This window comes from Paenibacillus sp. CH40, assembly GCF_024213605.1.
Classification (GTDB): Bacteria; Bacillota; Bacilli; order Paenibacillales; family Paenibacillaceae; genus Paenibacillus; species Paenibacillus polymyxa_B.
The window spans coordinates 144,813-170,715 of record NZ_JANAVQ010000001.1 but is presented as its reverse complement, the minus strand read 5'-3'; the positions used below and the strand labels follow the sequence as shown (position 1 = coordinate 170,715).

The 25,903-nt window shown below is 46.5% G+C and carries 20 protein-coding genes; 7 read left to right on the top strand and 13 right to left on the bottom strand.

From position 1 onward, the window contains the following. Positions 1 to 59 precede the first annotated feature (59 nt). Together fabV and NLX73_RS00695 are read left to right on the top strand one after the other, a co-directional pair. Positions 60 to 1,247 (top strand): enoyl-ACP reductase FabV, encoded by a 1,188-nt coding sequence (fabV, locus tag NLX73_RS00700; protein WP_254325096.1) that lies wholly within the window; start codon positions 60 to 62, stop codon positions 1,245 to 1,247. 298 nt (positions 1,248 to 1,545) lie between these two features. Beyond that, positions 1,546 to 1,698, top strand: coding sequence for a DUF1540 domain-containing protein (locus tag NLX73_RS00695; protein WP_013311427.1), 153 nt, complete (start codon positions 1,546 to 1,548; stop codon positions 1,696 to 1,698). 188 nt (positions 1,699 to 1,886) lie between these two features. Here NLX73_RS00695 and NLX73_RS00690 read toward each other — a convergent pair whose 3' ends face one another. The 5 genes from NLX73_RS00690 to NLX73_RS00670 all read right to left on the bottom strand — a co-directional run bounded on the left by NLX73_RS00690 (position 1,887) and on the right by NLX73_RS00670 (position 5,418). Further along, entirely contained in the window at positions 1,887 to 2,843 is a 957-nt protein-coding gene (locus NLX73_RS00690) for a DUF5643 domain-containing protein (protein ID WP_103049391.1), read from the bottom strand. 41 nt (positions 2,844 to 2,884) lie between these two features. Further along, positions 2,885 to 4,087, bottom strand: a complete 1,203-nt coding sequence (locus tag NLX73_RS00685; protein WP_254325095.1) for a DUF4179 domain-containing protein — start codon at positions 4,085 to 4,087, stop codon at positions 2,885 to 2,887. After that, positions 4,062 to 4,658: an RNA polymerase sigma factor gene (locus NLX73_RS00680; protein WP_250260722.1), complete on the bottom strand. Its 597-nt coding sequence runs from the start codon at positions 4,656 to 4,658 to the stop codon at positions 4,062 to 4,064. Before NLX73_RS00680 ends, NLX73_RS00685 begins: the two co-directional genes overlap by 26 nt. A 67-nt stretch (positions 4,659 to 4,725) precedes the next feature. Continuing rightward, positions 4,726 to 4,953 carry a hypothetical protein gene (locus NLX73_RS00675; RefSeq protein WP_254325094.1) on the bottom strand — a complete coding sequence of 76 codons (228 nt, stop codon included), beginning with the start codon at positions 4,951 to 4,953 and terminating at the stop codon, positions 4,726 to 4,728. 93 nt (positions 4,954 to 5,046) lie between these two features. Beyond that, positions 5,047 to 5,418 carry a DUF4190 domain-containing protein gene (locus tag NLX73_RS00670; protein WP_025720792.1) on the bottom strand — a complete coding sequence of 124 codons (372 nt, stop codon included), beginning with the start codon at positions 5,416 to 5,418 and terminating at the stop codon, positions 5,047 to 5,049. Between the two features lie 223 nt (positions 5,419 to 5,641). Between NLX73_RS00670 and NLX73_RS00665 the strand changes: the two genes are divergently transcribed. Then, positions 5,642 to 6,229 (top strand): hypothetical protein, encoded by a 588-nt coding sequence (locus NLX73_RS00665; RefSeq protein ID WP_254325093.1) that lies wholly within the window; start codon positions 5,642 to 5,644, stop codon positions 6,227 to 6,229. 11 nt (positions 6,230 to 6,240) lie between these two features. Here the strand turns inward: NLX73_RS00665 and lpdD are convergent, their stop codons facing one another. From lpdD to NLX73_RS00640, 5 genes are all read right to left on the bottom strand, one after another. Then, a complete protein-coding gene (gene lpdD, locus NLX73_RS00660) occupies positions 6,241 to 6,588 on the bottom strand; it encodes a prenylated flavin chaperone LpdD (RefSeq protein ID WP_023989817.1) in 348 nt (115 codons plus the stop codon). A gap of 179 nt (positions 6,589 to 6,767) precedes the next feature. Then, a complete protein-coding gene (locus NLX73_RS00655) occupies positions 6,768 to 12,272 on the bottom strand; it encodes a S8 family serine peptidase (RefSeq protein WP_254325092.1) in 5,505 nt (1,834 codons plus the stop codon). 566 nt (positions 12,273 to 12,838) lie between these two features. After that, a complete protein-coding gene (locus NLX73_RS00650) occupies positions 12,839 to 14,464 on the bottom strand; it encodes a S8 family serine peptidase (protein WP_069290144.1) in 1,626 nt (541 codons plus the stop codon). Between the two features lie 519 nt (positions 14,465 to 14,983). Further along, the gene (locus NLX73_RS00645) at positions 14,984 to 16,765 is read right to left on the bottom strand and encodes a SulP family inorganic anion transporter (protein WP_254325091.1); all 1,782 of its coding nucleotides are present in this window, start codon (positions 16,763 to 16,765) and stop codon (positions 14,984 to 14,986) included. Positions 16,766 to 16,794: 29 nt separating this feature from the next. Then, positions 16,795 to 17,124 (bottom strand): ArsR/SmtB family transcription factor, encoded by a 330-nt coding sequence (locus NLX73_RS00640; RefSeq protein WP_061828729.1) that lies wholly within the window; start codon positions 17,122 to 17,124, stop codon positions 16,795 to 16,797. A 546-nt stretch (positions 17,125 to 17,670) separates the two neighbouring features. On the opposite strand from NLX73_RS00640, the gene NLX73_RS00635 reads away from it, so the two are divergent. The 3 genes from NLX73_RS00635 (at position 17,671) to NLX73_RS00625 (ending at position 21,827) form a co-directional block, all read left to right on the top strand. Then, positions 17,671 to 19,128: an RtcB family protein gene (locus NLX73_RS00635; protein WP_254325090.1), complete on the top strand. Its 1,458-nt coding sequence runs from the start codon at positions 17,671 to 17,673 to the stop codon at positions 19,126 to 19,128. Position 19,129: 1 nt separating this feature from the next. Further along, on the top strand, positions 19,130 to 20,410 hold the full coding sequence (locus tag NLX73_RS00630; RefSeq protein ID WP_254325089.1) for an AAA family ATPase: 1,281 nt from the start codon (positions 19,130 to 19,132) through the stop codon (positions 20,408 to 20,410). Positions 20,411 to 20,672: 262 nt separating this feature from the next. Further along, positions 20,673 to 21,827, top strand: a complete 1,155-nt coding sequence (locus tag NLX73_RS00625; protein ID WP_254325088.1) for an MFS transporter — start codon at positions 20,673 to 20,675, stop codon at positions 21,825 to 21,827. Between the two features lie 120 nt (positions 21,828 to 21,947). On the opposite strand, the gene NLX73_RS00620 is transcribed toward NLX73_RS00625, so the two are convergent. The 3 genes from NLX73_RS00620 to NLX73_RS00610 all read right to left on the bottom strand — a co-directional run bounded on the left by NLX73_RS00620 (position 21,948) and on the right by NLX73_RS00610 (position 24,308). Next, a complete protein-coding gene (locus NLX73_RS00620; protein ID WP_061828725.1) occupies positions 21,948 to 22,700 on the bottom strand; it encodes an amino acid ABC transporter ATP-binding protein in 753 nt (250 codons plus the stop codon). A 14-nt stretch (positions 22,701 to 22,714) separates the two neighbouring features. Next, a complete protein-coding gene (locus NLX73_RS00615; RefSeq protein ID WP_013311442.1) occupies positions 22,715 to 23,383 on the bottom strand; it encodes an amino acid ABC transporter permease in 669 nt (222 codons plus the stop codon). Positions 23,384 to 23,456: 73 nt separating this feature from the next. Beyond that, a complete protein-coding gene (locus NLX73_RS00610; RefSeq protein WP_254325087.1) occupies positions 23,457 to 24,308 on the bottom strand; it encodes an amino acid ABC transporter substrate-binding protein in 852 nt (283 codons plus the stop codon). 278 nt (positions 24,309 to 24,586) lie between these two features. Between NLX73_RS00610 and NLX73_RS00605 the strand changes: the two genes are divergently transcribed. Then, positions 24,587 to 25,888 (top strand): MFS transporter, encoded by a 1,302-nt coding sequence (locus NLX73_RS00605; protein WP_254325086.1) that lies wholly within the window; start codon positions 24,587 to 24,589, stop codon positions 25,886 to 25,888. The last annotated feature ends 15 nt before the right edge of the window (positions 25,889 to 25,903 follow it).

Genomic DNA, 25,903 nt, shown 5'->3' with positions numbered 1-25,903 from the left:
GTTAAAAGTTAAAATAGTAAGGGTGAAGATCGCTACAAGAAGAGAGGAATTACAATAACATGATTATCAAACCAAGAACACGTGGCTTTATCTGCACCACTGCTCATCCGGTGGGCTGTGCCCAACATGTTCAGGAGCAAATTGACTATGTACAGGCCCGTCCTGCTATCCAGGGACCCCGTAATGTACTTGTGATCGGGGCATCTGCCGGATATGGGTTGGCTTCTCGCATTACTGCCGCCTTCGGTGCGCGTGCCAATACAATTGGTGTATATCGCCCTAGTAATGCTACGGCCACACGTACAGCATCGGCAGGCTGGTACAATTCTGCTGCATTTGAAAAAGCTGCTCAGGAAGCTGGGCTTAAATCCTTAAGCGTGACAGGCGATGCCTTCTCGGATGAGATCAAAGCCAAAACGGTGGAAGCCATTCGCGAAGAACTGGGACAAGTCGATCTGGTGGTTTACAGTGTCGCTTCAGGTCGTCGTACAAATCCTCGCACAGGCGAAACGTTTAATTCCGTGCTCAAACCTATTGGTAAGCCTTACACAAACAAGACCGTTAACTTCCACACCGGGGAAGTCAGCAGCGTGACGCTTGAACCCGCAACAGAAGAAGAAGTACAAGCAACGGTAGAGGTTATGGGTGGTGAGGACTGGAAATTGTGGATTGACGCCTTGCGTGAAGGCGGTGTATTGGCTGATACTGCAACAACCTTCTCCTTTTCGTATATTGGTTCAGATATTACGCAAGCCATCTACAGAGAAGGCAGTATCGGAAGTGCAAAGGATCATTTGGAGGAGACAGCGCATCAGCTGAACGATCAGCTGAAAGTTACAGGCGGACGCGCCTTCGTCGCAGTCACCAAAGGACTCGTTACCCAATCTAGCTCCGCTATCCCTGTCGTTCCTCTGTATATTTCTGCTTTATATAAGGTAATGAAGGAAAAAGGGCTGCATGAAGGGTGCGTAGAACAGAGCTACCGCCTGTTTGCTGAGCGTCTGTACGCACCAGAAACTCCTGTAGATGAAGAAGGACGTATTCGTATTGATGATTGGGAACTGCGCGAAGACGTACAGGCAGAGGTTGAGAAGATATGGGAGGCGCTGACGACCAACAATATCTACGAATTGTCAGATCTTGAAGGATATCGTCACGAATTTTTCCAACTGTTCGGCTTTGAGTTCGAGGGCGTAGACTATGATGCTGACATCGATCCCATCGTAAATATTCCTAACGTGCGCTAAGTCTTTTCATATCGTCATTATGTCAGAAAAACAAAAAAAGCTGTTCTCCAGCAGAGAAACATTTCGTTCTGCATGGAGGACAGCTTTTGTTTTTTAATTAAAAGGGACACTTGTGTCCGCTTCGAACTGCAAAATGAAGCAAACATTGCAATTTTAAATTTCATTTGATATTGTACAAGTAGGCATAGCAAAATCCCTCTTCCTGACAAGAGGGTAAACACAGTTGGACAAGTCCTACCTTGACTGACCGTGATACTATTTGCTCAGCCCATCACATCCATATAAGGAGGTGTACAACATGGCAAAAGACGTTCTGTGTGAAGTCAATTCATGTACGTACTGGGCCCAAGAAAATAAATGTAGCGCTAGCTCCATTTATATCGTAAGCAACAGACCTGAAGACACTCACAAATCCGAAGAAACAGACTGCAAAACCTTCGAAGCCAAGTAAATCTTTGATTTCAAGCCTAAGCTTTATAATGAAGGAGCCCATGCCCGGGTTCCTTCTTTCTTATGATATTCTAACAAGAATGATAATTATTATCAAGTCCTTTTTCGCAGTAATGGATTGAATCTTTCGAAGCACAAAAGAAGCGTTGCCTGAACGATTCGCTCCGCTTCTTTTGTTTTTCTGTAAGGTCAATTACTCAACGGGATTACCATTTCTAAGTCTTTATGGTATGTTTTGACCTCTTTACCCCGGGCATCCTTCATAGGCGTCCACTTCTTGTTGACGGTCAGCGTATACGGCCTGATGGTGATGGAAGAGGGTCTGGTTGCAAACGGAGCATACATTTCAACTTCGTGATAATTGAGCGCCGGAGCCTTGTTATAAATTCCCATCAATTCTTGAGCAATCAGTTTGCCTTGCGGGTCCGCAATGTCATAATACATCTTGGTTGCACTCCAATTTCCAGTCTGTTTGGATGTACTCGGCACTTTACCATTGCTGTCAATAATGATCCGGGTATTGGCCGAGGAGAGCTCAATCTGCTTGACGGTATAACTGAAATCTCCGCTGCTCTGCGTTTTTTCCGGCTTAAGGACCAGTTTGTCCTTCACCGTATTCTGCACAGGCACCTTAAATGAAAATGGTTCTTTAATGCCGCTAACATTGATTTTTAATGCCATTTCAAATGAGTCTGGCAGATTTTTTTCAGATAATCCTTTGTCTATTGCGATTTCTAATGTATTATCCAACATTTTTTTATTTTCGTCGAATACCGCGTTTGAGACTCTCAATAAACTTATTTTTTCTCCATTAATAGATATTTGAGGATCTATTAGGTAACCCTTTTCTAACTTCCGGGATTTGTCCTTGCTGAAAGGAGGCATTGTACTGATCTTGTTGATCCCCTTGCGTTCAATTTGCACGGTCAGACGAATCCCGTCATATTTCACCTTTTTGACCGTCAGTGTGACGCCATCCCGTGTCAGACTGCTTGCGCTTGCCGCCGGGGCAGTTGATTGTGCAGCTGCTGCCTGGATTTGCCATGCAGTATCGGAAATCGTCACTCCTGTACCCATAATCATAGTTACTGAAGCTAGAATAGCCGATTTGAATATTATACGCTTCACTTTAATATATTGCTTCATTCGTATTTCCTCTCCTTTATCGTCCGGGTTGGGTTGTTTTATCATTGAGATGGGACTGGGATCGTCATTTCCAAATCCTTATGATATGTTTTGGCCCAATTTCCCTCTTGATCCTCTATCACAGACCAGTCCTTCTTAACCGTCATAGTGTACGGCTTGATCGTAATGGAGGTCGGTGTTTTTGTAAATGGACTGTATGCTTCATCCTCATGGTATTCGGAATCAGGACTGCGATGGAACAGACCTAACATATGTTGCTCCAGCTGATTTCCGTCCTGATCCACAATGTCGTAATACATTTTAGTCGCACTTAAATCGCCTGATTGCTCCGCGGTGCTCGGTACTTTGCCCTTGCTGTCCACAATAAGACGGGTTGTTACCGTAGTCAGCTCGATCTGCTTCACCGTGTAACTGAACGTTCCGCTGCCCTGTGTCTTATCAGGCTTCAGCAAAATTTTGTTTTTGGATAAATTCTTCACCGGCACCTGAAATTCAAATGGCTCATGGAAGCCGCTCACATTCACTTTTACTGTAATCTCAAATTCGTCAGATAGATTTTTCTCCGACAGTCCTTTGGTGATTTCAAACATAGCCATATTGTCGATGAGCTTGCCGTCTTCCTTTTTGCCAACCGCGTCCGTAAACGAACCGTACACCATCTTTTGTCCTTCAATAAAGACCTTAGGTGTGAACAAATACCCCTTTTTTTGCTTTTCCACGGGTACCTTCTCCAATGTATTCCCCTCGACACTCACGGCTTCCTCGGGCAAATAAGGGGACATAATCCTCTCATCTTCTACCCCTTGGCGTTCAATCATGAACACCAGCCGTGTTCCGTCAAACATAACCTCTTTGATGTTCAAGGTCACTCCATCGCGGGATACACTCAAATGGGGTGTCGTCGTCAATCCAGATTTACTGGCTTGCTGCAAGCTTCTGTCAAAATTATATTGGAATACGCTGCCGATCAACGGGATGTTTTTTAACGTTTCGGCCATAGCTGGGGACACAAAACCGCTTCCCAACACCAGTCCTCCCAACACTGCCGCTACAGACGCACTAACGGCCACTCTTTTGGTCCATGTGCCTTTTTTGTACGTTAACTTCCCGCTCCCCCCGTCCATTTCCCCCAACCTCTTCATAATATCATCCGTATAGCTAACCTGAGGCATCTTCTTATTTTGGACCGTGCGACGGATTTGCTCCATTTGCTCGTGTTCAGTTTGATCCTGCCATGCGCTCATTCGTTAGCCCTCCTTTTTTCATTTTCTGCTGAATCAGCTTTTTGCGTAACCGTTCATACTTTTTTCGCAAAGTCGCGGGCTTGCAATCCATAATTTCTCCGATCTCCTCAAAGCTGTACTGCTCAACAGCTTTCAACAGCACAAGATTTCTTTCTTCCGAATTCAGATTCATTAGAAGCTCATCGACTTCGCGTTCATCATCGGATGGATAGTAATCATCTAGATGTTGCTGTTGCTGTTGCTCTTTTTGGATCGATATTAATCGATGCCAGCGGCTTTTTTTCCTAATTTGATCCAGGCAGTGATAGTACGCTACTTTATAAAGCCACGCCGAAAAGGAAACCTGCTGTCTATATTTACCTATTGCCTGATATACTTTGATAAATATATCCTGTACCGCATCCTCCGCTTCCTCGCGGTTTTTCAGAATGTAATAGCAGTACATATATATCTGCTTTTCATAAGTACGTATGATGGTGGCATAAGCCTGTTGATCGCCAGCTTTGACGCGTTCCACGACGGATTCTACATGTTCTGTATGGTCGTTGGCCCCGGGGCTGAACCGTTCCATAGGATCACCTCCTTGTGTGTCCGTCATTATCTGTATAACGAATACTGTCTCCTGATTGTGACAACTTCTATAAAATCAAAAAAATTCTCGCTAAAGACAAAAAAAAAGAAGCGTCGCTCTGAACGATTCGCTTCTTGTGCTTGACCTTTTGTAATTGTTCTTGCTTGGTCGGCTTCATTCGTATGTGCTGTGAAATCTCGCCATAATGGTCATTCGTTTTGCGGCTCTGTGCCGCACAATAGATTCCAGCGCGTTTTGCCTTGCTCAGCGCTTTTTGTGTTTGAGTACGTGCCATACGGCTTCACTCTCCTTCATTGGACTCCTTTTATCATAACATCCAATAGTCAAATCGTGAATGGTTTGTCTGACTCAAGCATTCTTCAATTCATTAAATGTCTGAAAAAATATCCGGATCGCCACTGGAGGCCGCTACAATAAAAACAATAACTATAAAAATGATGATCAGTGTATAAATCAGTGTACCGATAATACTACATACCAATCCAGCAATGGCCATACCTCTGCCTTGCTCGCCATGACGGTTAATTTCCTTCAGGGAAAGACTGGACAAAATAATACCCACAATTCCGATAATCAACCCGATATAGGGAATGACCACAGATAAAATCCCGAGCACCATCGAGGCAACAGCTTTACTATTCGTAGGTGGAACTACTGGGGGCGGGTTAAATGGGGCGTTATAATCGTTCGTCTCCTGAAAAGGATCGGAAGATCGAGGCTCCTTGTACAAATCACTCATCCGTTAAATTCAACTCCAATAAGTAAAATAGCAATTATATAAGTTCTAGGGTACCACAATCTTACAAATCAGGACAGTACTTATTTCAATTTTTTAAATTAGAACGTTAAAAAGAAGAAACCTAGCGATATTAGCACTTTTTGAGGTAACCGGGCATACAGTATTTTACCTGTTACAGATCAATTGCGCTCCATGAGAGCATCCTGCCAAGGAGGTCGGAGCTATGTTATATCATGCAACATCCCGTAGAAAGGGCTCGCCTCACAAACGTTTAAATGCAGATACACTTAGGAAAATATCCGTTGCCATGCTACCCTTTTACAAAGCTATTGCAACCCGACGTGCTTTTGCCGTCCAATGGTCACGAGCTGTCGTTCAGGGCAATTTGGATCGGATGAAATCCCTTCTCTGCTCAGTAGCGCCATTTGCCGCCAAACAAGGCTTAGGCACAAATGGCATCGGCTACTTCATTTCCTTTTTAGCTCAGCCACCGATGCTCTATTATACGAATGGAACGACGATTCCACCGGGGACTGTGCAGTTTACGTTTGAGCCGAGAGTTCATCGTGCCATCGCAAAAGCCGTTTTTCCGCTGTATCGCGAATTGGCACGTAATCCATGTTTTGCTTCTGCCTTAGCTAAAGCGATCAACAGGCAAGACCAGCGTGCAGTTCATGTCATGATCCGTAGTTTGATTCCATCCTCTGCACTGAAATCCGTACAAATTGAGGATGATGGCTTTGCCTTGCTTTTTAAGTATCCCTTTAGCAAGTATCCCTATCGCAATCTGCTCTTTCAGGAGTTCACTTAAAAAGGTCGCTACTAGCGTGCTTGCTTGAGTTCTCCAATGAGCTCTTTTCCCAGTTGTATAGCCATATCTGTCAGCACTCTGATTTCGTCCTTGGTTGCATGGTCCAAATGTGCGCCGCAGCAAATGGCAAAATTGCCCGCAAACTCTTTTCGCAAGCGAACTGCAATTTCTTCGGTAATATAAAATTCCTTATGGTTTTGTAATTGCACAGTTTGAATCGGCTCGAGCCTAGCCCCTGCTGTAATCGTTCCCAAATGCGGCTGATCACCGCCAGAAATGAGTACAATGATATCTTCCCCCATAAAATAGGCATCCAGCACAAGACGGATACGTCCGCTTTCTTTTTGCAAATGAATCATATAATCCTCTCCTGCTAAAAATATTATTGTGAAATGATTCACTTTATGAGCATTATTCATTGTATCGCTTCCTGAACGGCTCGACAATTAAAAATGGCCCACAGCAGCCTCTATAAACCGTGGCTTGCTGTGGGCCTTCATTGCTATTCTAAAAGAAGCCTTCCCTTTCCTACTGGCTGTTAACGGATTGTGATCGTATGCACAGTCTTACCGCTTGCGCCGTCATTATCCGTCACCGTTAGCTCTACGGTATACGTTCCAGCTGTGGTGAATTTATGCTTCACCTTGGAACCGACCGCCGTATCGCCATCGCCAAAATTCCAGCTGTAGCTGACGATTTCACCATCTATATCACGGGAAGCTTTGGCGTTAAATTGTACATTTTTGTTCTTCTTAGCTGATTCATTAGCCTGAATAATGGCTACTGGCTTTTCATTGGATGTAGGTGGATTCGGATCAGGGTTCTGTCCTCCACCATTGGTTACATACAATTTTCCTGGCGCCTCCGTCTCCACTTCATTTCCCGCTGCATCCCTTACCCGGATCACGATGACTCCGCCTTCCAGGTTCAGAGAAGATGAAGTGAAATAAGTGCCTTCATAGTGGCCTGACGAAGTTTCATTTAATGGAATATCGTTGCGGCCCAAAGTGGACAGGTTGAAAGGCAGCTCCACATGGAAGGACGCCTCCAAACCGGATGCACTGTCAAAGGATACTCGTACCGGCTGCCCTGGAGTAATACGCACATCCTCCGCAGGGCTAATGTTTTCAAGCTTCGGCAGAGCTGAATCGACATACACCGAGCGCGTAACGGTTGTTTCGTTTTCGGCAAGATCCTTGGCCGTCACCGTAATTTGATTTTCGCCTTCGTTGATAAGCAATCGCTTGTTAAAGCTTCCATCACTTCCAAATTCAGCGGGCTCACCGTTAATCGACAATTCGGTGAGGAACTCGTCGTACACGGTACCGATAACACTAACTACACCCGCGTTCGTACGGGCTCCTTCATCAGGAGAAGTCAGGATCAGACCCGGTTTAGTCTGATCGAGCGTCACAACTACCGTTTCGGAACGATCCGTTAATTTGCCGTATACCGCTGCTTGAACACTTAGCGGATTAGCACCTGGCTGAAGATCAACCGACAAACTGAACTGACGATCCTTCACTTTCGTTGTGCCAGCCAGCTCCTTACCGTTAAAGAGCTGAATATCGGCTCCTTCTGCCGGGGAAGTTCCTGTTACGGTAATCGACTCTTCCTGCGTATACGTAGCCTTCGTAGGAGTCGTAATCGTTGGAGCATTCACCGGATATCTGACGATAGCCCGGATCATGTAGTTCCCTTCCTCCTCAGGTGATTGGCTCCATGCTCCGCTTACACCTTGCCAGCTGCGAAGTGCATTCGGGCCACTCTCATCTGTAGCAAGACCCGGCGACTGTGTGCCTACAGCAGACTGTGTATATACGATGTAGAAGTCACCTTGAACCGTCACCGGCTCTGGAAGCTGCACCGTCGTCCATTGTGTCTCATCCCTTACGGCAGTCCCGTCGAATGGACCAGCCAATAATCGTCCAGGTGCTCCTGCCGCACCGGAGGCGTCATAGATAGAATATTGGAATGCCGTTCCTCCCGGATTCGGAAAGGCAGAGTTCCAGAACAATAGCGATGCTCCTGTCACTTGAGCCACTTCCGACTCAGGCGTCATTCTGACTGCCCATGAATTGCCTGCCGCGTTAAAGGCTCTAGCATTTTCTCCTGTCCCGTCATCGTAGGCAATGCCTCCTTGGAACCCGATGAAAGGTTTCAACGTGACATTCGCTTCCACACTACCGTTCGGAGGAGCAGTAACGGATACACTGTCGCTATAATAATTCTCAGCTGAAATGGACAATGTGTATGTTCCTTCCAGCACGTCCAGCGTAAATTCTCCAGCCTCATTCGTCTCTACCGGAGCAATACGTGCATCCTCCAGCACCAACACTTTCGCTTTTTGGATCGGTTCACCGGATTGCTTGTCGGTAATGACCCCGTGAATCGTACCGTGAGGTACGGCCTGAAGACTAAAGTTTGCTCTGATGACTTTGTTATTCTCAATCGTGACTGATTTCGTCTGAGGCACGTAACCATAGGCTTCAGCCTTCAGCGTATAGTCGCCCGCTACATGGGTGAAGCTGTATTTGCCCGTGGTCGGATCCGTTTTCACCGAACGTCCGGTTTCCAATACCGTAACCGTAGCGCTGGCTGGAAGACTGTCGAGCCCGACACGTCCACTATCCACCGTTGTTTCTGCCGGCTTCACTTTCTCCTGGAATTCACTCTTTTCAGTGCTTGTAATTTTGTACAGCGGGAATTGTTCTTCCGCTTTTTCCAGCTTGATATTCGACTCAGGTACGATGTCCTTGGTCACTGTCGCAGCTGGAATGCCCAGCACACGGAAATCGTCAATGTACCAGCCGTTCTTGTTCACACTGTTATCCGATTTCAAACGGAAGCGAATTTGAATCTCATTGCCGGTGTAGCTATCCAGATTGTAATAAACTGGAGTCCACTTTTTCCCGTTCGTGTTGTGAGAGAACTTGCCCAGCTCGCTCCACGTGTCGCCATTGTTTTTGGACACTTCCACATAACCGTAATCATAGCCGGCCTCAATTTCAAACCAGTGATTGAAGGTCAGTGTTGCGTTGCGTACAGCCTGCAAATTAATTTTGGGAGAAACCAGCGAAAATTCAGCTCCGTTCTCATAATTGCTATCAAGATCGGTTGCCCACACATTGGGTCTGGACGCTGCGCTCTCTGGTCCTACTTCCTTGGGAATGCCGCGTTCCCACTCATCCTTGGTACCGGAATGAGTCCAGCCATTATCCGAGCTGCCGTCAAAATGATCGCTATACAGCGTATCTGGCACGTCTACTCTCAGAGAAGCCTCATTCGACTTGATTCCTTCATTGCCACTATAATCCTCAGCCGCCACTGCATAATGATAGGTCGCTCCACCGACCGTGATGGTATCTGTGAGTGTCAGTGCTGAGGTTGTACCGATGGAAGTATAATTTTTGCCTGATTGGGTAGAACGATACACCTTGTACTGCTTTACATCATCATCGGAGGAAGCATTCCAGGCCAGTGTGACGTTGCCCACAGTATCTGCTTCAGCAGTCAAATTGCTCGGCGCAGCAGGTGCAACGGTGTCTGGCTCCTGAATCGACAGATCGTCAATATACCAGCCATCTTTCACAACCGTATTGTCACTCGTAAAGTTGAACAGGAGGTATACCTTTTGACCCGCGAATGCCCGCAAATCAAGATATTGTGTTTTCCAGCCGTTGCTGGTGCCAGTAAACGATAATACCTGCTCAAACGCATTCTGATTGTTTGTGGTCGCTACGTACACTTTGCCGAAATCAGAATTGTTTTCAAGATCGTACCAATGCTTGAAGCTGACCAGTGCCCCTTTTGAGCTCTCGGTCAGATCAATCGGAGGGGCCATAAAATAACTGTTGGAGTTGGCCTGATATTGGCCTTCGAGATTAGTCGCGATGACCTTTGTACCCGAATGTGCGCTTTTAGGGCCACTTGTCGGAGTTCCCCATTTCCAAACACTGCCCTGTCCACCGATATTAATACCGGCAATGTCTTTTTCGAAGTCTTGTGTGTAGCCTGGTTTTACGCCTTTGGAGATTTTAACCTTGTATACTTCAGTTTCAAATCCATTATTACCATAATCATTTACACGAATATAATATTCCAGACCAGCGCTGTCCACCAAAAAAGTCGGGATAGACGCTTGATATGTACCATCTTTGCTGTCGCCGGAGGTCCGTTCCAACGGAATATATACATAGTTTGACGTACCTGCTGTTTTGGCAAATGCCTCAACGGCTGTCACGCCGACATCATCCGTTACATGAGCAGTCAGAGGTATATCAATACCCTCGAATGCCGCTGCGGGCGGTGTATGCTCGAGAACAGGTGCTTCCAGATCGTCGCCACCCGTTACAACTTTACCAGACACGGAACCTAGACCTTGCATGACCGAACCGACTGCATCCAGCGCATTAATGACACCATGTCCGTAGCCATTGTTTGGCGAAGTAGGATATGTGCTGTCCGTGCGCGGTGTAGCTGTGTTCATCAAAATTTCCTCAAGCTGATCTACGGTAAGCGAATGATTCGCTTGCAGCAACAGAGCTGCAAGGCCCGCAACATGAGGTCCCGCCATGGAAGTACCGTTATACCCGCCTTTATAGGCGCCACCAGCGACAGATGACCGGATATTAACACCCGGTGCGGAAACTTCTGGCTTCACCTCACCATAGGGTGATGGTCCTAACAATGAGAAGCTGGCCAGATTATCATTGCTATCCGTGGCTCCAGTAGCGAAGGATTCCGGATAGTTCGCCGGATTGGCTACCGAGGCAGGTCCGCCCGGATTGGAAAGAGAGGTATTACCTGCGGAGAATTCGGGGAAGATTTGAGCATCCCGCCATGCCTGAACCACAGGGCGGAACCATTCATCAAGACCCGGTCCACCTCCCCACGAGTTGTTCACTACGTCTGGAGCAAGCTCGGGATGAAGATTCCCTTGAGCATCTTTTGGCGCAAGCAGCCATTGACCACCATCCAGTATAATCGCATCCGTCGTTTCCGGATTAAAAATCCGAACCGCAATCCACTTCGCACCAGGTGCAACGCCAACTCGATTCGTTCCGTTTTCCTCAGAGCCGACCATCGTGCCCATCGTATGTGTACCATGGGAATCGTCTTCCTGATCGACCGGAAGCGTCGCATGACTATGCGGATCGTACCAGCTCAGCTCGGGATTCACGACATTGCCTGCCGCGTCCAAACCCCGCCATTTACGATGAAGGGCCGGATGTGTATAATCTACACCTGTATCCAGATTGGCAACCACGATTCCGGTTCCGTCAATTCCCTTTTCCCACACTTGTGGCGCGTTAATATGGGATATGTTCCATTCCACCGTAGATGGGTCTACAGCGTTCTTACCTGCATTGCCAGGCTTAGCCGATGTTTTGCCATCGTCCTTCTCCAGCTCAACAGCCTTCTCTACCGTTGCAGACTTCGCCGTTGCTGCTGTGGCTGTTTCAGCCGTTTTGGCATTTGCTCCCTCTGCTTGCTTGTCAACCGTCACCTTTTGCAGATAACGCGTTTCATTCGGCAAGACTTTATCGACCTCAGGCAGCTGCGAAATATGATCCAGCACTTCCTTGGTGCTTGTTACAGCCAATGCATTGACAATAAAAAAGCTTTTATATTCCTTCACTCCGCCGCTCTCTGATTGCTTATCCAAATAATTTTCAAGCCCATATTGGGTTCTTGAAGCCGTTTCACGCAGAGAACTGATCACATGGCTGCGCGCAGCCATTTTTGCAGCGGAAGGTGTTATTTTCTCAAGTGAGGCCTTTTGGAGTGCATTTTTGGAAACCTTGTTGGTGTCTACCTGTTCTTTTAATTTGACCAGATAGGTAACATAGTTATTCTCCTCAAACTGTTTGGTCAGTTTCGGGGACACCTTCGCGGTCGTGACCTTGTGCGAGGCGGATTTCAGCTCCAGCTTGGAGCCATCCGGTGTGTTATTCGCCAAAGCAGGTTGAACAAAGGAAAAGGCCATTAGCAAAGATAGTCCGATAGATAGTGGTTTCTTGAATCGTTTAGGTTTAATCAATTACTTCTCCACTCCTTTTACTAGGTTTAATGTTTCTGGAATAACCTGTACAGAGTAAGACCTCATACCTTACACATCAAACACACGGGTTGCGCAACACGATGTGGTTGGCGACCACCTCCTTCATAGAATATAGAGGCACAAAAATATTTGGCTGTTCATAGATGGTGGTACTTCATAGGTGAGTTTACAATCCCAATAGGAAGCGATGAAATTTAGTAGAAACCAAGGAGAAAAAGCAGGAGAACTTCGAAGAAAAGACATGTTATATCATTACAGTTTATATTAAAAATTGATATATAATCATATATTATGGAATAGTATAAAGTTATCAAAACAGATATACAAGTCATTTTTTTGCATTTTTCTTGAAATTCTATGACTTTTATATTCTTTTATGTACGAAACCCCTTTTTTGCGGCTACGTAATAGTGCATTACACGGTTAACAGGTGTATGCAATCTCTGTACGAGCCGCTCAAAGGGATTTCGGGGGTCTTTCTTAATCCTATCTTTCGCTCTATATCTTGTTCATTGGAAGTCGCTTATGGGATTTTTGCAAAATCCTCACTTAAGTACGGAGTTCACCGCAGCAAGCGCGTCGATCAGACCATATCCGTAACCATTGTTCGGTGAAGTCCGATACTGGCTATCTGTCAGCGGCGTCGCTGTTTTTGAAATAACATCCTCCAGTTGATCCACAGTCAAAGATGGCTTGGCCTGAAGCAGTAATGCCGCTAATCCAGCAGTATGCGGACCTGCCATGGAGGTACCATTCCATCCCCCCTCATACACTCCACCCGGTACAGAAGAACGGATGTTGACACCAGGAGCCGAAATTTCAGGCTTCACTTCGCCATAAGGAGAAGGACCGCGCAGTGAGAAGCTGGCCAGCTTGTTGTTAATGTCCGTGGCTCCTGTCGCATAGGCTTCCGGCAGATTTGCCGGATTGGCTACAGACCCAGGTCCGCCCGGATTGGACAATGTTGTGTTGCCTGCGGAGAACTCAGGGAAAATCTGAGCCGCTCTCCACGCCTTGGTGACTGGACGATACCATTCATCCAGACCAGGTCCGCCGCCCCAAGAGTTATTCACCACATCCGGTGCAAGCTCAGGGTGCTTTTTACCGTTTTTATCTACAGGAGCAAGAATCCATTGTCCACCGTCCAGTAAGATGGAGTCGGTCGTATCTGGATTGAATACTCGAACCGCAATCCATTTGGCGCCAGGGGCAACACCGATTTCATTCGTACCGTTGCTGTCCGATCCAACGCTCGTACCCATCGTATGTGTACCATGTCCATTTGAATCAGTTGGCAGTGATGCTCCATCAACCGCATCATACCAGCTCAGTTCTGGATTAACGACCTGACCGGAAGCGTTCAGACCACGCCATTTTCTTTTCAACGCCGGGTGAGTATATTCAACGCCTGTATCCAGATTGGCGACTACAATGCCTTTGCCGTCGATGCCTTTGGCCCAAACCTGTGGTGCTTTGATTTTAGAGATATTCCACTCGACACGGCTCGGCGTTACAGCATCCTTATACACGGATTCTTCCACTGATTTTTGCGCATTCTCTTCGGTCACAGCCGTATCTACAGCGGCTTGATCTGCAACCGCTTGGTCAGCTGTAGATTCCTCAACTACGGGCTGGGCATCCTTATCTATTTCTACCTTTTGCAGTTCCCGCTTTTCGTCCGGTAAAATTTTGTCGATCTCAGGAAGTGTGGCGAGATTATCCATGACCTCTTTCGTGCTGGTTACCGCAAATGCATTCACGATAAAGTAACTCTTGTACTTTTTGACGTTTCCGTTATTGACTTCCTTCTTTAAGTATTCCTCCACGGATTGTTGCGTTTTTTCTGCTGTATCCATGAGAGAGTTCACAACCGTTGTACGTACAGAAAGCTTAGCAGCAGCGGGTGAAATTTGCTCTGCAGAGGCCTTTTGAAAAGCATGCTTGGCAACTGACTCCGTATCCACCTGATCTTTTAATTTAACCAGATAGGTGACATACTCACTGGCACTGAATTGTTGGTTCAGCTTGGCAGAAACCTTGGCGGAAATCGTCGATGCTCCTGCTGAGGTGGTTGTGCTGGAATCACCATATACCGGAGAAATCAGAGAAAAAGCAAGAAGAGCGGTAAAACTGACCGACAGCGTCTTTTTGATATTTTTCGACTTAATCAATACTTTCCATCTCCCTTTACTTGGTTTTTTAATTCTCAAGGACAGCCTTCCGGGCAGCTACGTCAAAAGCTCACAAAATAGCCTCTGGTACTCACCTCCTTTAAAAAATATAGATTCCGCCGAGGTGATATCCATAGGTCATCATTCTGAGGTGAACAACCCTTGGTGCAGACCGTAAAGAACGAGCATCGGGTAGAAACAGGTGGACAAGTTTGAAAATGATAAGTGAAAAAAATGAAGAGAAAGGTAGGATAAGAAATTTAGAAGTAATCGAGGAGGTTAATGTGCAAGTATTAAAATACAATTTAAAACAAAAGAATGAAACATATGGTATCTTTTGAATCTAGTATAGTGTCATAAAATCAGATATTCAAGCATTTTTTTGAATTTTATTCCTTTTTTTCTTGAAGAAGAGAAAAATCTCTTCCATTTTCGAAGCAAATGCAAGTCTTTGTTATGCACTTGGTTTCAAGGATTAGAAGAGATTTTTCGGCATTCAGCAACAAATTTAAAAGAGTGTTATCTGCCGCTATTTACAGGTATGGGAACCGAAACGGCTCCATCTGGAAAGGAAGATTTGGTTTGCTGCGATCTGCGGCACAGACTCGTACATTCTCGGAAAGCCATTTGCCTACATCCACAGCAATGATCCTGATTGACCAGCGCAAGGGCAGCCGTCAGGGCCTCTCCTGTATGTTCGAAAAAATGCTTTTGTCCAATCATGTCGTAGCATCCGGTTTTCTGTAGTAATGCCAGCGGTTGAGGCTGAAGCCCGGAAACAAGCACCGTTCCGCCAGACTGCCGGTATTTCTGAATTAATGCGGTAAAGTTACCTTCTCCCGTCATATCCATAAAAGGGACCTTCCCCATACGCAACAACAAAATCCCTTGTAGGTGGTCAGTCCGACCTCCCACACCTGAGTTTTCCAATACCGAGGCTGCACCGAAAAATAAAGGGCCTTCCACATTGTAAATAGCCACCTGTGGACAATCATGCTGATCTGTGACCATATGGGCTCCTACTTTTTCATGTTTTACAGAAGGATCAGGAAGTACCTTATCTACTGAAAGTGTACTGCTCATGCGTTTAACAAACAATACAACTGCCAGAATTAAACCTACCTCCACAGCCGTTGTCAGCGTCGTAAAAACTGTCAGCAAAAAGGTGACAACCAGCACAATAGAATCCGCTGTCCGCGTTTTGAGAATGTGTGCAAAATGCTTGCGCTCACTCATATTCCAAGCTACTACCATCAGCACCGGAGCCATACTGGCCAACGGAATGTTGGACGCATAAGGTGCGAAAAGCACCAGGATGAGGAGCACCACGAACCCATGTACGATGCCTGACATAGGAGAAACAGCACCGTTACGGATATTTGTGGCGGTGCGGGCAATTGCACCTGTCGCAGGAATGCCACCGAACAGCGGTGTCAGCAAATTAGCTATCCCTTGTCCTACCAGTTCACGATTGCTGTTATGCCGGGCTCCCGTCATACCGTCAGCTACCACCGCTGAAAGCAAAGATTCAATAGCTCCCAGCATTGCAATAACAAGTGCTGGCGGCAAGAGTTTCACGATCAAATCCCACGTCATCACAGGAATATGTAGCTCAGGCAAAGATGCTGGAATTGCGCCATACGCAGAGCCAATCGTAGCCACCTGCCCTGGAAAAAGTAAAGCTGCCACCAGTGTTGACAAGAGTAGACCAACCAGTGAGCCGGGTATCTTGGGCCATTTTTTAGGCACCAAAATAAGCGCGGCAAGACAGATACAAGCCGTCAGGATACTATATACATTCAGTGAAGGAAGTCGATGGATGAGCTCTGCCATGGAAGGCAGAAAAGTTTCATGCCGCTCTACCCCGCGCAAGCCGAGAAAGTTAGCAATCTGACCGCTGAATATCGTCACGGCAATTCCGGCCGTAAAGCCAATTGTTACTGGCTTGGGAATAAACTTAATCAGTGCCCCCAGCCTTAGCACACCCATTAAAATGAGCATAATGCCCGCCATAAAACCGGCTATGAGTAGGTTCTCATAACCGTATTGCATGACAATAGCCAGCAAAATCGGAATAAATGCACCCGTAGGTCCTCCGATCTGGAATTTTGACCCTCCCAGTAGCGAAACCAAAATTCCCGCAACAATGGTCGTATACAGCCCATATTCCGGCTTTACTCCTGATGCAATGGCAAACGCCATACCAAGCGGAATCGCCACAATCGCTACAATACTTCCGGAAATGAGATCCTTACGCAAAGCTCCTGCGTTATAGCCTTCGAACCTTCCTATCCACTTCATTCCTGTAACCCTTCTTTTCTGTAATAGCATTACTTCTCGTTACGTATACCTTCCAGCAACGAGATCGCTTCGACCAAATGATTGTCAAAAATCCGCCGCGCCACCGCAAGCAGCTCCTTCAAAAGCGGATCACGTAGTGAATACACGACCGATGTACCTTCCTTGAAACTGTTCACCAAATTTTTGGCTCGTAAAACGGCCAATTGCTGCGATACGGCAGAACCTTCGGAACCGAGCGCAGTCTGTAGCTCGTTCACATTCCGTTCCCCTTCACTCAGCACCTCCAAAATGCGGATGCGCAGAGGGTGAGCCAATGCTTTGAAAAAGTCGGCCTTAAATTTCTGGAGATCTCCTTCCATGCCTGCTCCGTCCCCCTCACAGAATTGTCCTATAAACGTTCAACAATATCTGAATATTTGAATATTTAGTACAATATCAGCTTTGGGCCAATTGAACTATGATGTTACTCACACTTCACCGTGAGTAAAGTCACATTTCCCCACACTTCTACCTTTCAGGGTTGACAGCTTCCACAGGTTTCCATTAACATAGCAATTAACTTTAAGAAAAGGGGGCCGACAGACATGACTGAGCTTTACATGATAACGACAGACAGGCAGCATAGCACAACCACATATTTGAGTTTTCGTCTCATCGGCCCCGTTCGGGCGACATGATGGGTGATATCACGCTGTCTGACGGCGTGATTAGCCAGGCTTTTTTATTTTTTTATGCTATTGGAAGAACAGGTTATTTTACGTATTTATGATGTGTTGATCATAAAATGTAATGACACTTTCGGTGCAGGAAGCCGTAGACGACAAGTCTGCGGCTTTTTTGTTTTTTTTATATCTTTTTATGCAAGTATTTATGAATTTACTTGAAGAAGGGAACTACCCATTTATATGAATATACAACATACAACCGACTCGTCCTTGCATAAAGGACCATACAGCCATCTGATGAAGCTTCCGGCAGGTGATCTAACCGTATATGCTTCTCAGCAACTTTTCTCCTCACTAGATTACAAGGTGTTCGAGATGGCTAATAACAATTTACAAATTCCGGGTATCCGCTATATGGGATACACACCAGATGTACATGTAGGCGTCGGAACCTGCATCGGTACGACTGCTGTATGGGGAATAGAGGACGGCTATGTATCTCCCTCCATCGTTGGCAGTGATATTGGCTGCGGCATGCGCGTACACCTGACCAATCTGCACAAGGATGCTTTGAAGGAAACCAAGCTGCGCCGTAAGCTGGTCAAAGCCATCGACAAATACTTGCCTATGGAAGCCCACCAGCGCGGGCATTATTCGGATATCCGACTGGAGCATATTGTACGCAAGGGTCTGCACGGCTTACCCAACAAATATATTCCGGACAGCTACACTCCTAAGAAATCCACCTCACTCACCCATGTAGAACACAGTAAGTTCTCATTTGACGAGGAGGTGCTGAATCTTGTCGAAGATCGTACGTGGCATCGGGCTCACCGACAGCTCGGCACGCTGGGTGGAGGCAATCACTTCGTCGAAATCCAGGCGATTGAAATCGCGGAGGAAAACCGCGAAACAGCTGAAGCTTGGGGTATGTTCGACGGTCAGGTGGCTGTGATGATTCATTCGGGATCACGGGCTTGGGGGGGAGCAGTCAGCCAGGCCAGTTCATCTGCCATTGCCAAGGCAATGAGCCGTCTCGGGCTCGGTACCTCCGACCCGAGACTAGTATTCGCACCGCTGGATCACCCCGAGGCTGCACATTATGTCGATATGATGTATTCGGCGCTGAATTATGCTGTGGTGAACCGACATCTCATCGCATACTCCGTGCGTGAAGCCTTCCGCGATGTCTTTGGTACAAAGTGCGAGTTGCGTACTTTGTACGATCTAATGCACAATTATGCTTGGGAGGAATCCCATCCGGATCACGGCAGCGTGTTTGTGCATCGTAAAGGTGCTACGCGTGCTCTTCCAGCAGGACACCCTGACAATCCGCGGCCTTATCAGGCGACAGGGCATCCAGCCCTGATCCCCGGCTCTATGGGGACAGCCTCTTATATTATGGTAGGTTTACCGGGCGGTCAGGATAACTTCCACTCCATTTGCCATGGAGCAGGCAGGATTCGCTCGCGTTCTGCGACCAAACGACTCGTCAGTGTGGACGATTTTGCAGGGGCCCTGGGTGTAGGGACAGACGATGAAATTGTGGTCAATCAGGCATCACTGGAAAGCATTATCGACGAGTCTCCACAGGCCTACAAAAATGTAGATGATATTATCGAAAGTGTCACCGGGGCAGGACTCGCAGCAGTTGTAGCCAAATGCAAGCCGCTGGCCGCCCTGAAAGGAGCCAAATAATTTGAGTATAGACATCCCAGCTATTTACGAATTTGATGAACGTACAGATGGACGCATTACCGGTTATGCCGCTTATGCTCGTCTGATTGACGGTATCAGTGAAGCACTCTATAACCGCTACGGCGTAAAATACGTGCTGTATGCCAGCGATGATCCCAATATTGAGTATTGGGATCTGCTGGAGGAGGACATTCGTTCAGGCAGTCCCGATCTGGAGCATGTGGCACGAGTCTTCGATCGTTTGGAGGAACGCACCATCCAGTATGACGATGACGGACCGACTCCTGAATACGGCGTGCATCTGTCGATGCGTAATAATGTATTCGCCTATCCCAAGTGGGGCATCGCGCTGGCGCGAGTTCCCTTTTTCCGTGAGAATGGCGTGTACAATGAAGATTACGTATTTGCGATAGGCGACCAGGAGCTGCAAGGCTTCCTCGCGGGAGTACGCGGTCGTGAACGTAAGCAGAATATGATGCGTGTCACCGTTTTTACCGACACAAGCCGTGGACTTTCTCGGCAGGCAGAGCCGATAACCCGCGCAATTACGAGGGATGACGTGATTTTGAAAGCGGAAATCAAACGGGATATTTTCCGATCACTCGATCAGTTTTTTGAAGCGGATCGTACCTTCTATCAGACTTATAACATTCCTTATAAGCGTGGTATTTTGCTATATGGCCATCCGGGCAACGGTAAAACAACACTTGTAAAATCTATTGCCAGCAGTGTACCGGGTCCGGCAGCCTACTGGCAAATTACGGAGTATACAACCAGTGAATCGGTCAAAGAGGTGTTCGAGGCGGCTACTCGCCTGGCTCCAATGGTGCTAGTCATTGAGGACATTGATTCCATGCCTCAGGAGGTGCGTTCCTTTTTCCTGAATACCCTCGACGGTGCTACATCCAAGGAGGGCATCTTCCTAATCGGAACGACCAATTATCCCGAAAAAATCGACCCGGGTCTGATGAACCGGGCAGGGCGTTTCGACCGGGCTTATGAAATTAGTTTGCCTGACGAAGCGCTGCGACTGGCATATCTCAAGCTGCGTAACTTCCTTGTTTTTGCAGGGGAAACAGGTACACAGAAGGCGGCAGCCATGACTGACGGTTTTTCCTTGGCTCAGCTCGGAGAACTGTATGTCAGCACTGCTCTGGAGTGGCATGAGCAGGGAAAAGCCGATATTGAGCTGATTATTAAAGGTATGCGAGGCGAGCTCGATAAGAGCCGTAAGCAGGACTGGCTAAAAAATGTGGCCGAAGGACGAGTCGGGTTCTTCTGATTTATCCTTTCATTGCCTTATCAAGAAATTTATGTTACGTTGATAAACAATAAAGTATCGAAAGGGTGACCTTAAGCCAATGATCTACTAATCCTATTCCACCAAAGAAAAAAATCGTAATCTTACGAATTTTCTGGATAGGATTAGTGTAGGCTTTTGGGTATTAACGATAAGAGCATTGCTTCTTTGACGGGAGCAGTGTATCTTCTTGTTCGTACGTCTACCTCCTATCCAGAAACCAATGGATCAGGAGGTTTTTTGCATGAAAAGAATACTTGGAATCCTAATGATTAATATCTTCATCGTTATGGTGGGCGTTGGTTTAATTACCCCCATCCTGCCAGAACTGATCATTGAATTTGGTGCCAGTGGGCGGGCGATCGGTTTATTGGTAGCAGCCTATGGAGTGACACAATTCCTGCTCTCTCCAATGACTGGGCAACTGTCTGATCGATATGGGAGAAAAGCATTCATCGTCGTAGGTGGCATTGTTTTTGCTGTAGCTAAATTTATCTTTGCTATCGGAGATGAGTTATGGATGCTGTATACCTCAAGACTTCTGGAAGGAATGGCAGCAGCCCTGATTATTCCGCCCATGATGGCATATGTGGCGGATATTACAACAACCGAAGAACGCGCCAAAGGAAATAGCCTGCTAGCCGCAGCCATGTCATTCGGATTTGTCATCGGTCCTGGACTTGGTGGTCTTCTTGCAGGATATGGAACGAGAGTGCCGCTGTATATAGCAACGGGTGCGGCTATTATTGCAGTTATTTTTTCAATGATTTGTTTACCTGAAAGTTTGACGAAAGAACAAATGAAGGCAGCTCGGGCAAGAATTACTCGGAAGGAATCTATGTACAAACAATATGTGAGATCGTTAAAGTCAAAGTATGCGATGCTCTTTGTACTTGTTCTGGTGATGACCTTTGGACTCGCTAATTTTGAATCTGTTCTTGGTTTATATGTAACGAACCGCTTCCAATTCTCGCCGCAAGATATTTCAATTATTCTAACCGCAGGTGCTGTGATCGGAGTCGGTATGCAGGCACTAGTTGTTGCTAAAATAATTAATAAGTTTGGTGAACAAAGGGTGATCAAAGGTTCGCTTCTTTTCACCTCAGCTGCTTATATTTTGTTTCTCTTCACCATAGATTTTTGGAGTATCTTCCTTCTCACTTCCCTTATTTTCTTTGCTACCGCTATGCTTCGTCCAGCTCTTAATACACAATTATCGAAGATGGCAGGGAATGAGCAAGGATATGTAGCTGGTATGAATAATGCCTATATGAGTGTCGGAAATATTGTCGGCCCCACTCTAGCGGGATTTTTATTTGATACAAATATGTTCGCACCATTCATAGCAGGCTGTTGTATTCTATTGGGTACTTTTTTGCTTACATTAAAAATGAAATAAAAGAGGACAAATGATGAGTAAAAGGCAGCTACGGGTGCGGGGCTTATTTTTCAACGCCCGCCTGTAGCTGCCTTTTTATTCAGTCTAATCGCTTATATTTAACAAACACTCAAATTCCCTTTATTCTGCTTCCCCGCTTAGACGATTCAAAAATTGAATAGCCCGCGAACTGGTCGGCTGCTCCAAAACCTCATGCGGCGTACCCTGCTCAACGATTACACCCTGATCCATCAAAATCACATGGTCCGCCACCTCAGCTGCAAACTTCATTTCATGGGTGACAATAACCATGGTCATCCCTTCAGCAGCCAGTTGCTTTATGACCTTAAGCACCTCACCTACTAACTCAGGATCAAGCGCAGAGGTCGGTTCGTCGAACAATAGTACCTCAGGTTCGACCGCCATTGCCCGGGCAATACCGACTCGTTGCTGCTGTCCTCCCGATAACTGATGAGGATAGGATTCCGCTTTATCAGCCAACCCCACTTTTTTTAGCAATTCCAATGCACGTTTGCGCGCCTCGTCCTTGCTCTTTTTCTGAACCGTGACTTGTCCCTCCATCACATTTTGTACGGCTGTCATATGCGGGAAGAGGTTGTAGGATTGAAATACCATCCCTGTCCGCTTTCGCAGCGCCAAAATGTTTTCTTGCCGGAGCTTCGTTCCTTTCGCAAAATTCAGTGCAATATCCCCTACTTGGATCTCTCCTTGGTCAGGAACCTCCAGCAAATTCAAGCAGCGTAAAAGCGTTGTTTTACCAGAGCCGGAAGGACCAATGATAACAAGCACTTTCCCCTTATCCAACGTCACGTCAACACCCTTAAGCACTTCCAGCGAGCCGAACGATTTGTGTATATTCCGAATTTGGATCACCGGTACAATCTCCTTTATCTGACGGAAAAACGGCCTAGTCGCTTCTCCAGGTAATTTTGCAGCACAGTCAAAATGGTGCTAAACAGCAGGTAAATAACTCCCGCCTCGGTATACACCAATAGCGGTTCGTATGTGGTAGCTACAATCTGGTTAGCCGTTCTGAACATTTCCACATAGGTGATGGTCGCAGCCAGTGAGGTATCCTTCACCAAGCTGATGAATGAATTAGCCAACGGAGGTACGGACACACGGGATGCTTGCGGAAGCACGATACGACGCAATACTTGCCATCGCGTCATCCCCAAGGAGTACCCCGCCTCCCATTGGCCTTCCTGAATGGATATGATAGCCGCACGTATAATTTCAGAGCTATAAGCCCCTACGCTGAGAGTAAAGCCGATCACTGAAGCAATAAACGGGTCCAGTGTAATACCTACGGAAGGTAAACCATAGAAAATGATATACAATTGCACCAGCAAAGGAGTTCCTCGAATCACCCATACATAGAAGCCGAAAATCAGCTTGAGTATTCTCCATTTGGACAGCCGGGCCAACGCTGTAATCAGCGCCAGCACGAGTCCAAGAGCAAAGGAGATAAGCGTGAGCGGAATCGTAAAAGAAACCCCTGCTTTAAGCAGAGGCAATAATGAATCGATAATGATTTGTATTTGGCGATCATCCATTGTACAGACATCCTTTGAAAAGATAGGTTTGGGAAGATTCGGTTCGACTTGGCGAACGTTGGGTCTTCATTTATTATTTGGATACGTCAGCTCCAAAATATTTCTCGGAAATTTTCAGGTACGTACCATCAGCCTTCATATCAGCCAGCGCTTTGTTTACTTCCTTGATTAAATCTTCGCTGCCCTTATTGAATACAGCTGCGCTGTGTGAAGCATCTGAAGATTCGTCCACCTTTTTAATTGGTGCGTCAGGCTTTTGCTTCTTCAGATCAAGATAGGATAATCCATCATTGACGGTCGCATCCACCCGCTTGGAAGTCAGGAGGTCAATGGCTTGGTTGAATCCCTCTGTTGCCACAATTTCTGCGCCGTTGCTTTTCGCGATTTGAGTCAGGTTACTGGTCAGGGACTGACCAGCCTTTTTCCCTTTTAGATCAGCAAATTTCTGGATGTCTGTATTGTCTTCGCTTACGATCAGAACTGCCTTGGAGACAATATACGGATCAGAAAAATCATATTTTTGCTTGCGCTCATCTGTAATGGATACTTCATTGAACACCGTGTCAAACCGCTTGGAGTTCAACCCTGCGAATATGCCGTCCCATTGCGTCTCGATAAACTCCGGTTGTACACCCAGGCGTTTGCTCACTTCAGTCGCAATATCGACATCGAAGCCTGTCAGTTTACCTGCAGCATCGTGGTAGGTAAACGGAGCATAGGTGCCTTCCGTGCCAATTCTTAGCTTGCCGCTTGCTTTTACAGATTCAAGAGTAGCTGTAGCAGTAGTATCTGCTTTTCCATTATTAGATCCGTTATCTCCGGTAGATGCATTATTGTTACTGGCGCCTTTATCGTTGTTACCGCAGGCCGAAATTAGCAATGCCATCACGATGAGTACAATCGGCAAAAAACTAAATTTTTTCATGGTATCCACACTCTTTCCCTTTTTCTTGATAACCTAGCACGCGGCTGGTCATTGAATAGTACATCATTCATTTTCACGCGTCAATGCTTTTATCCAATAATCCCTATGCAAAAGGTAAGCTATATATCTTTGCAGCCTAAAGTTATTCTAGGTTGACTCTTTCATTGGCAGGCTATTCATTATAACTCCCCTCACTGCAACTTTTTCTGTACCCTTACGTTAGAGATTTCGTATAATAGGTTTTAATATGCAGTTTAGAAATATACCGGAGTGTGATCATGGATACCCAAAAATCAACCTTATCCTCTACATCACCTGAAGGAAGTCACTCGGCCTGGGCTACCTTCACTTCACCTTTAAAACAATCCAAAGCGTTCACTTTGTTGTGGCTTGGACATTGGATCGCAATGTTGGGGAGCTCAGTCACCACAGTCATTTTGCCACTGGTTATCTATTCCCTAACAGGCTCTACTACTATTATGGGACTGGCGATGACTGTTTATATGTTGCCTAACGTACTTATTCTGCCTTTCGCAGGCATGATCGTGGATAGAATTGACCGAATTCGTCTCCTTCTGTTTACGAATATCGCCCGGTTTGGACTGATGTTCATTGCGGCGGTGCTGATGTTTACAGGCGGAATGAAATTGCCGGTTTTATTCGTTGGCCTAGCGTTGTACGGATTGATGGACGGTATCTTTAATCCTGCTTATTCTGCCTTACGTGCACAGGTGTTCACACCGGACATACGTAATGCAGCCAACGCGCTTAGTCAGATCAGTATACAAGCCGTCCGTCTACTTGGCCCTCCGTTAGGAGGCTTCATTGTATCTTTTTCCTCACCGGGCATCGGCTTTGGACTGGATTCTATCGCTTATCTCATATCTTTCGCCTGTTTTTGGATGCTGAGCGCTCATTTGGCCTCCATCATCGGCAAAGGTCAGGTAGATCCAGAACAGCAAGATCAGGGTGGACAGCATTTTCTCAAGGATTTTATCGCAGGCTTTACCATCCTCAAAAGCCACCCCTGGCTATGGATTACGATTCTTGCCTTTTCCTTCATTAATATTTGTTATTCAGGCATTATCGCTGTACTCATTCCGTGGCTGTTCAAGGTTCATCATGGCTACAGTCCAGTCGTATACGGCATTGCGATGGCAAGTAGCGGCATTGGCGCCATGCTGGGGGCCTTTGTGTATGGATCACGCAAGCATTGGAAGCATCGCGGTCTACTCGCATACTTAGGAGCTTTTGTCAGCGGTCTTGCTTTACTACTGTTGTCTGTAGTCACTTGGATGCCAGGACTGATTATGAGCATGATGCTCGAAGGATTTGGCATTATGATATTTGCGATTATCTGGGAGACAAGCCTCCAGGAATTAGTCCCGTCCGAGTCTTTTGGACGTGTAGCTAGTCTGGATCTAATGTTTTCCTTTGCCCTGCTCCCTGTCGGCTATCTGGCCGTAGGTGCTGTAGCGGATAAGCTTGGTGGTATGTTCACAATTGGCATGTTTGCAACCATCGGCATGTGTATCGTGCTGGGCGTTCTAAGTGTTCCTCATATCAGGCGTTTTCAATAGGAAAAATTCGCCACT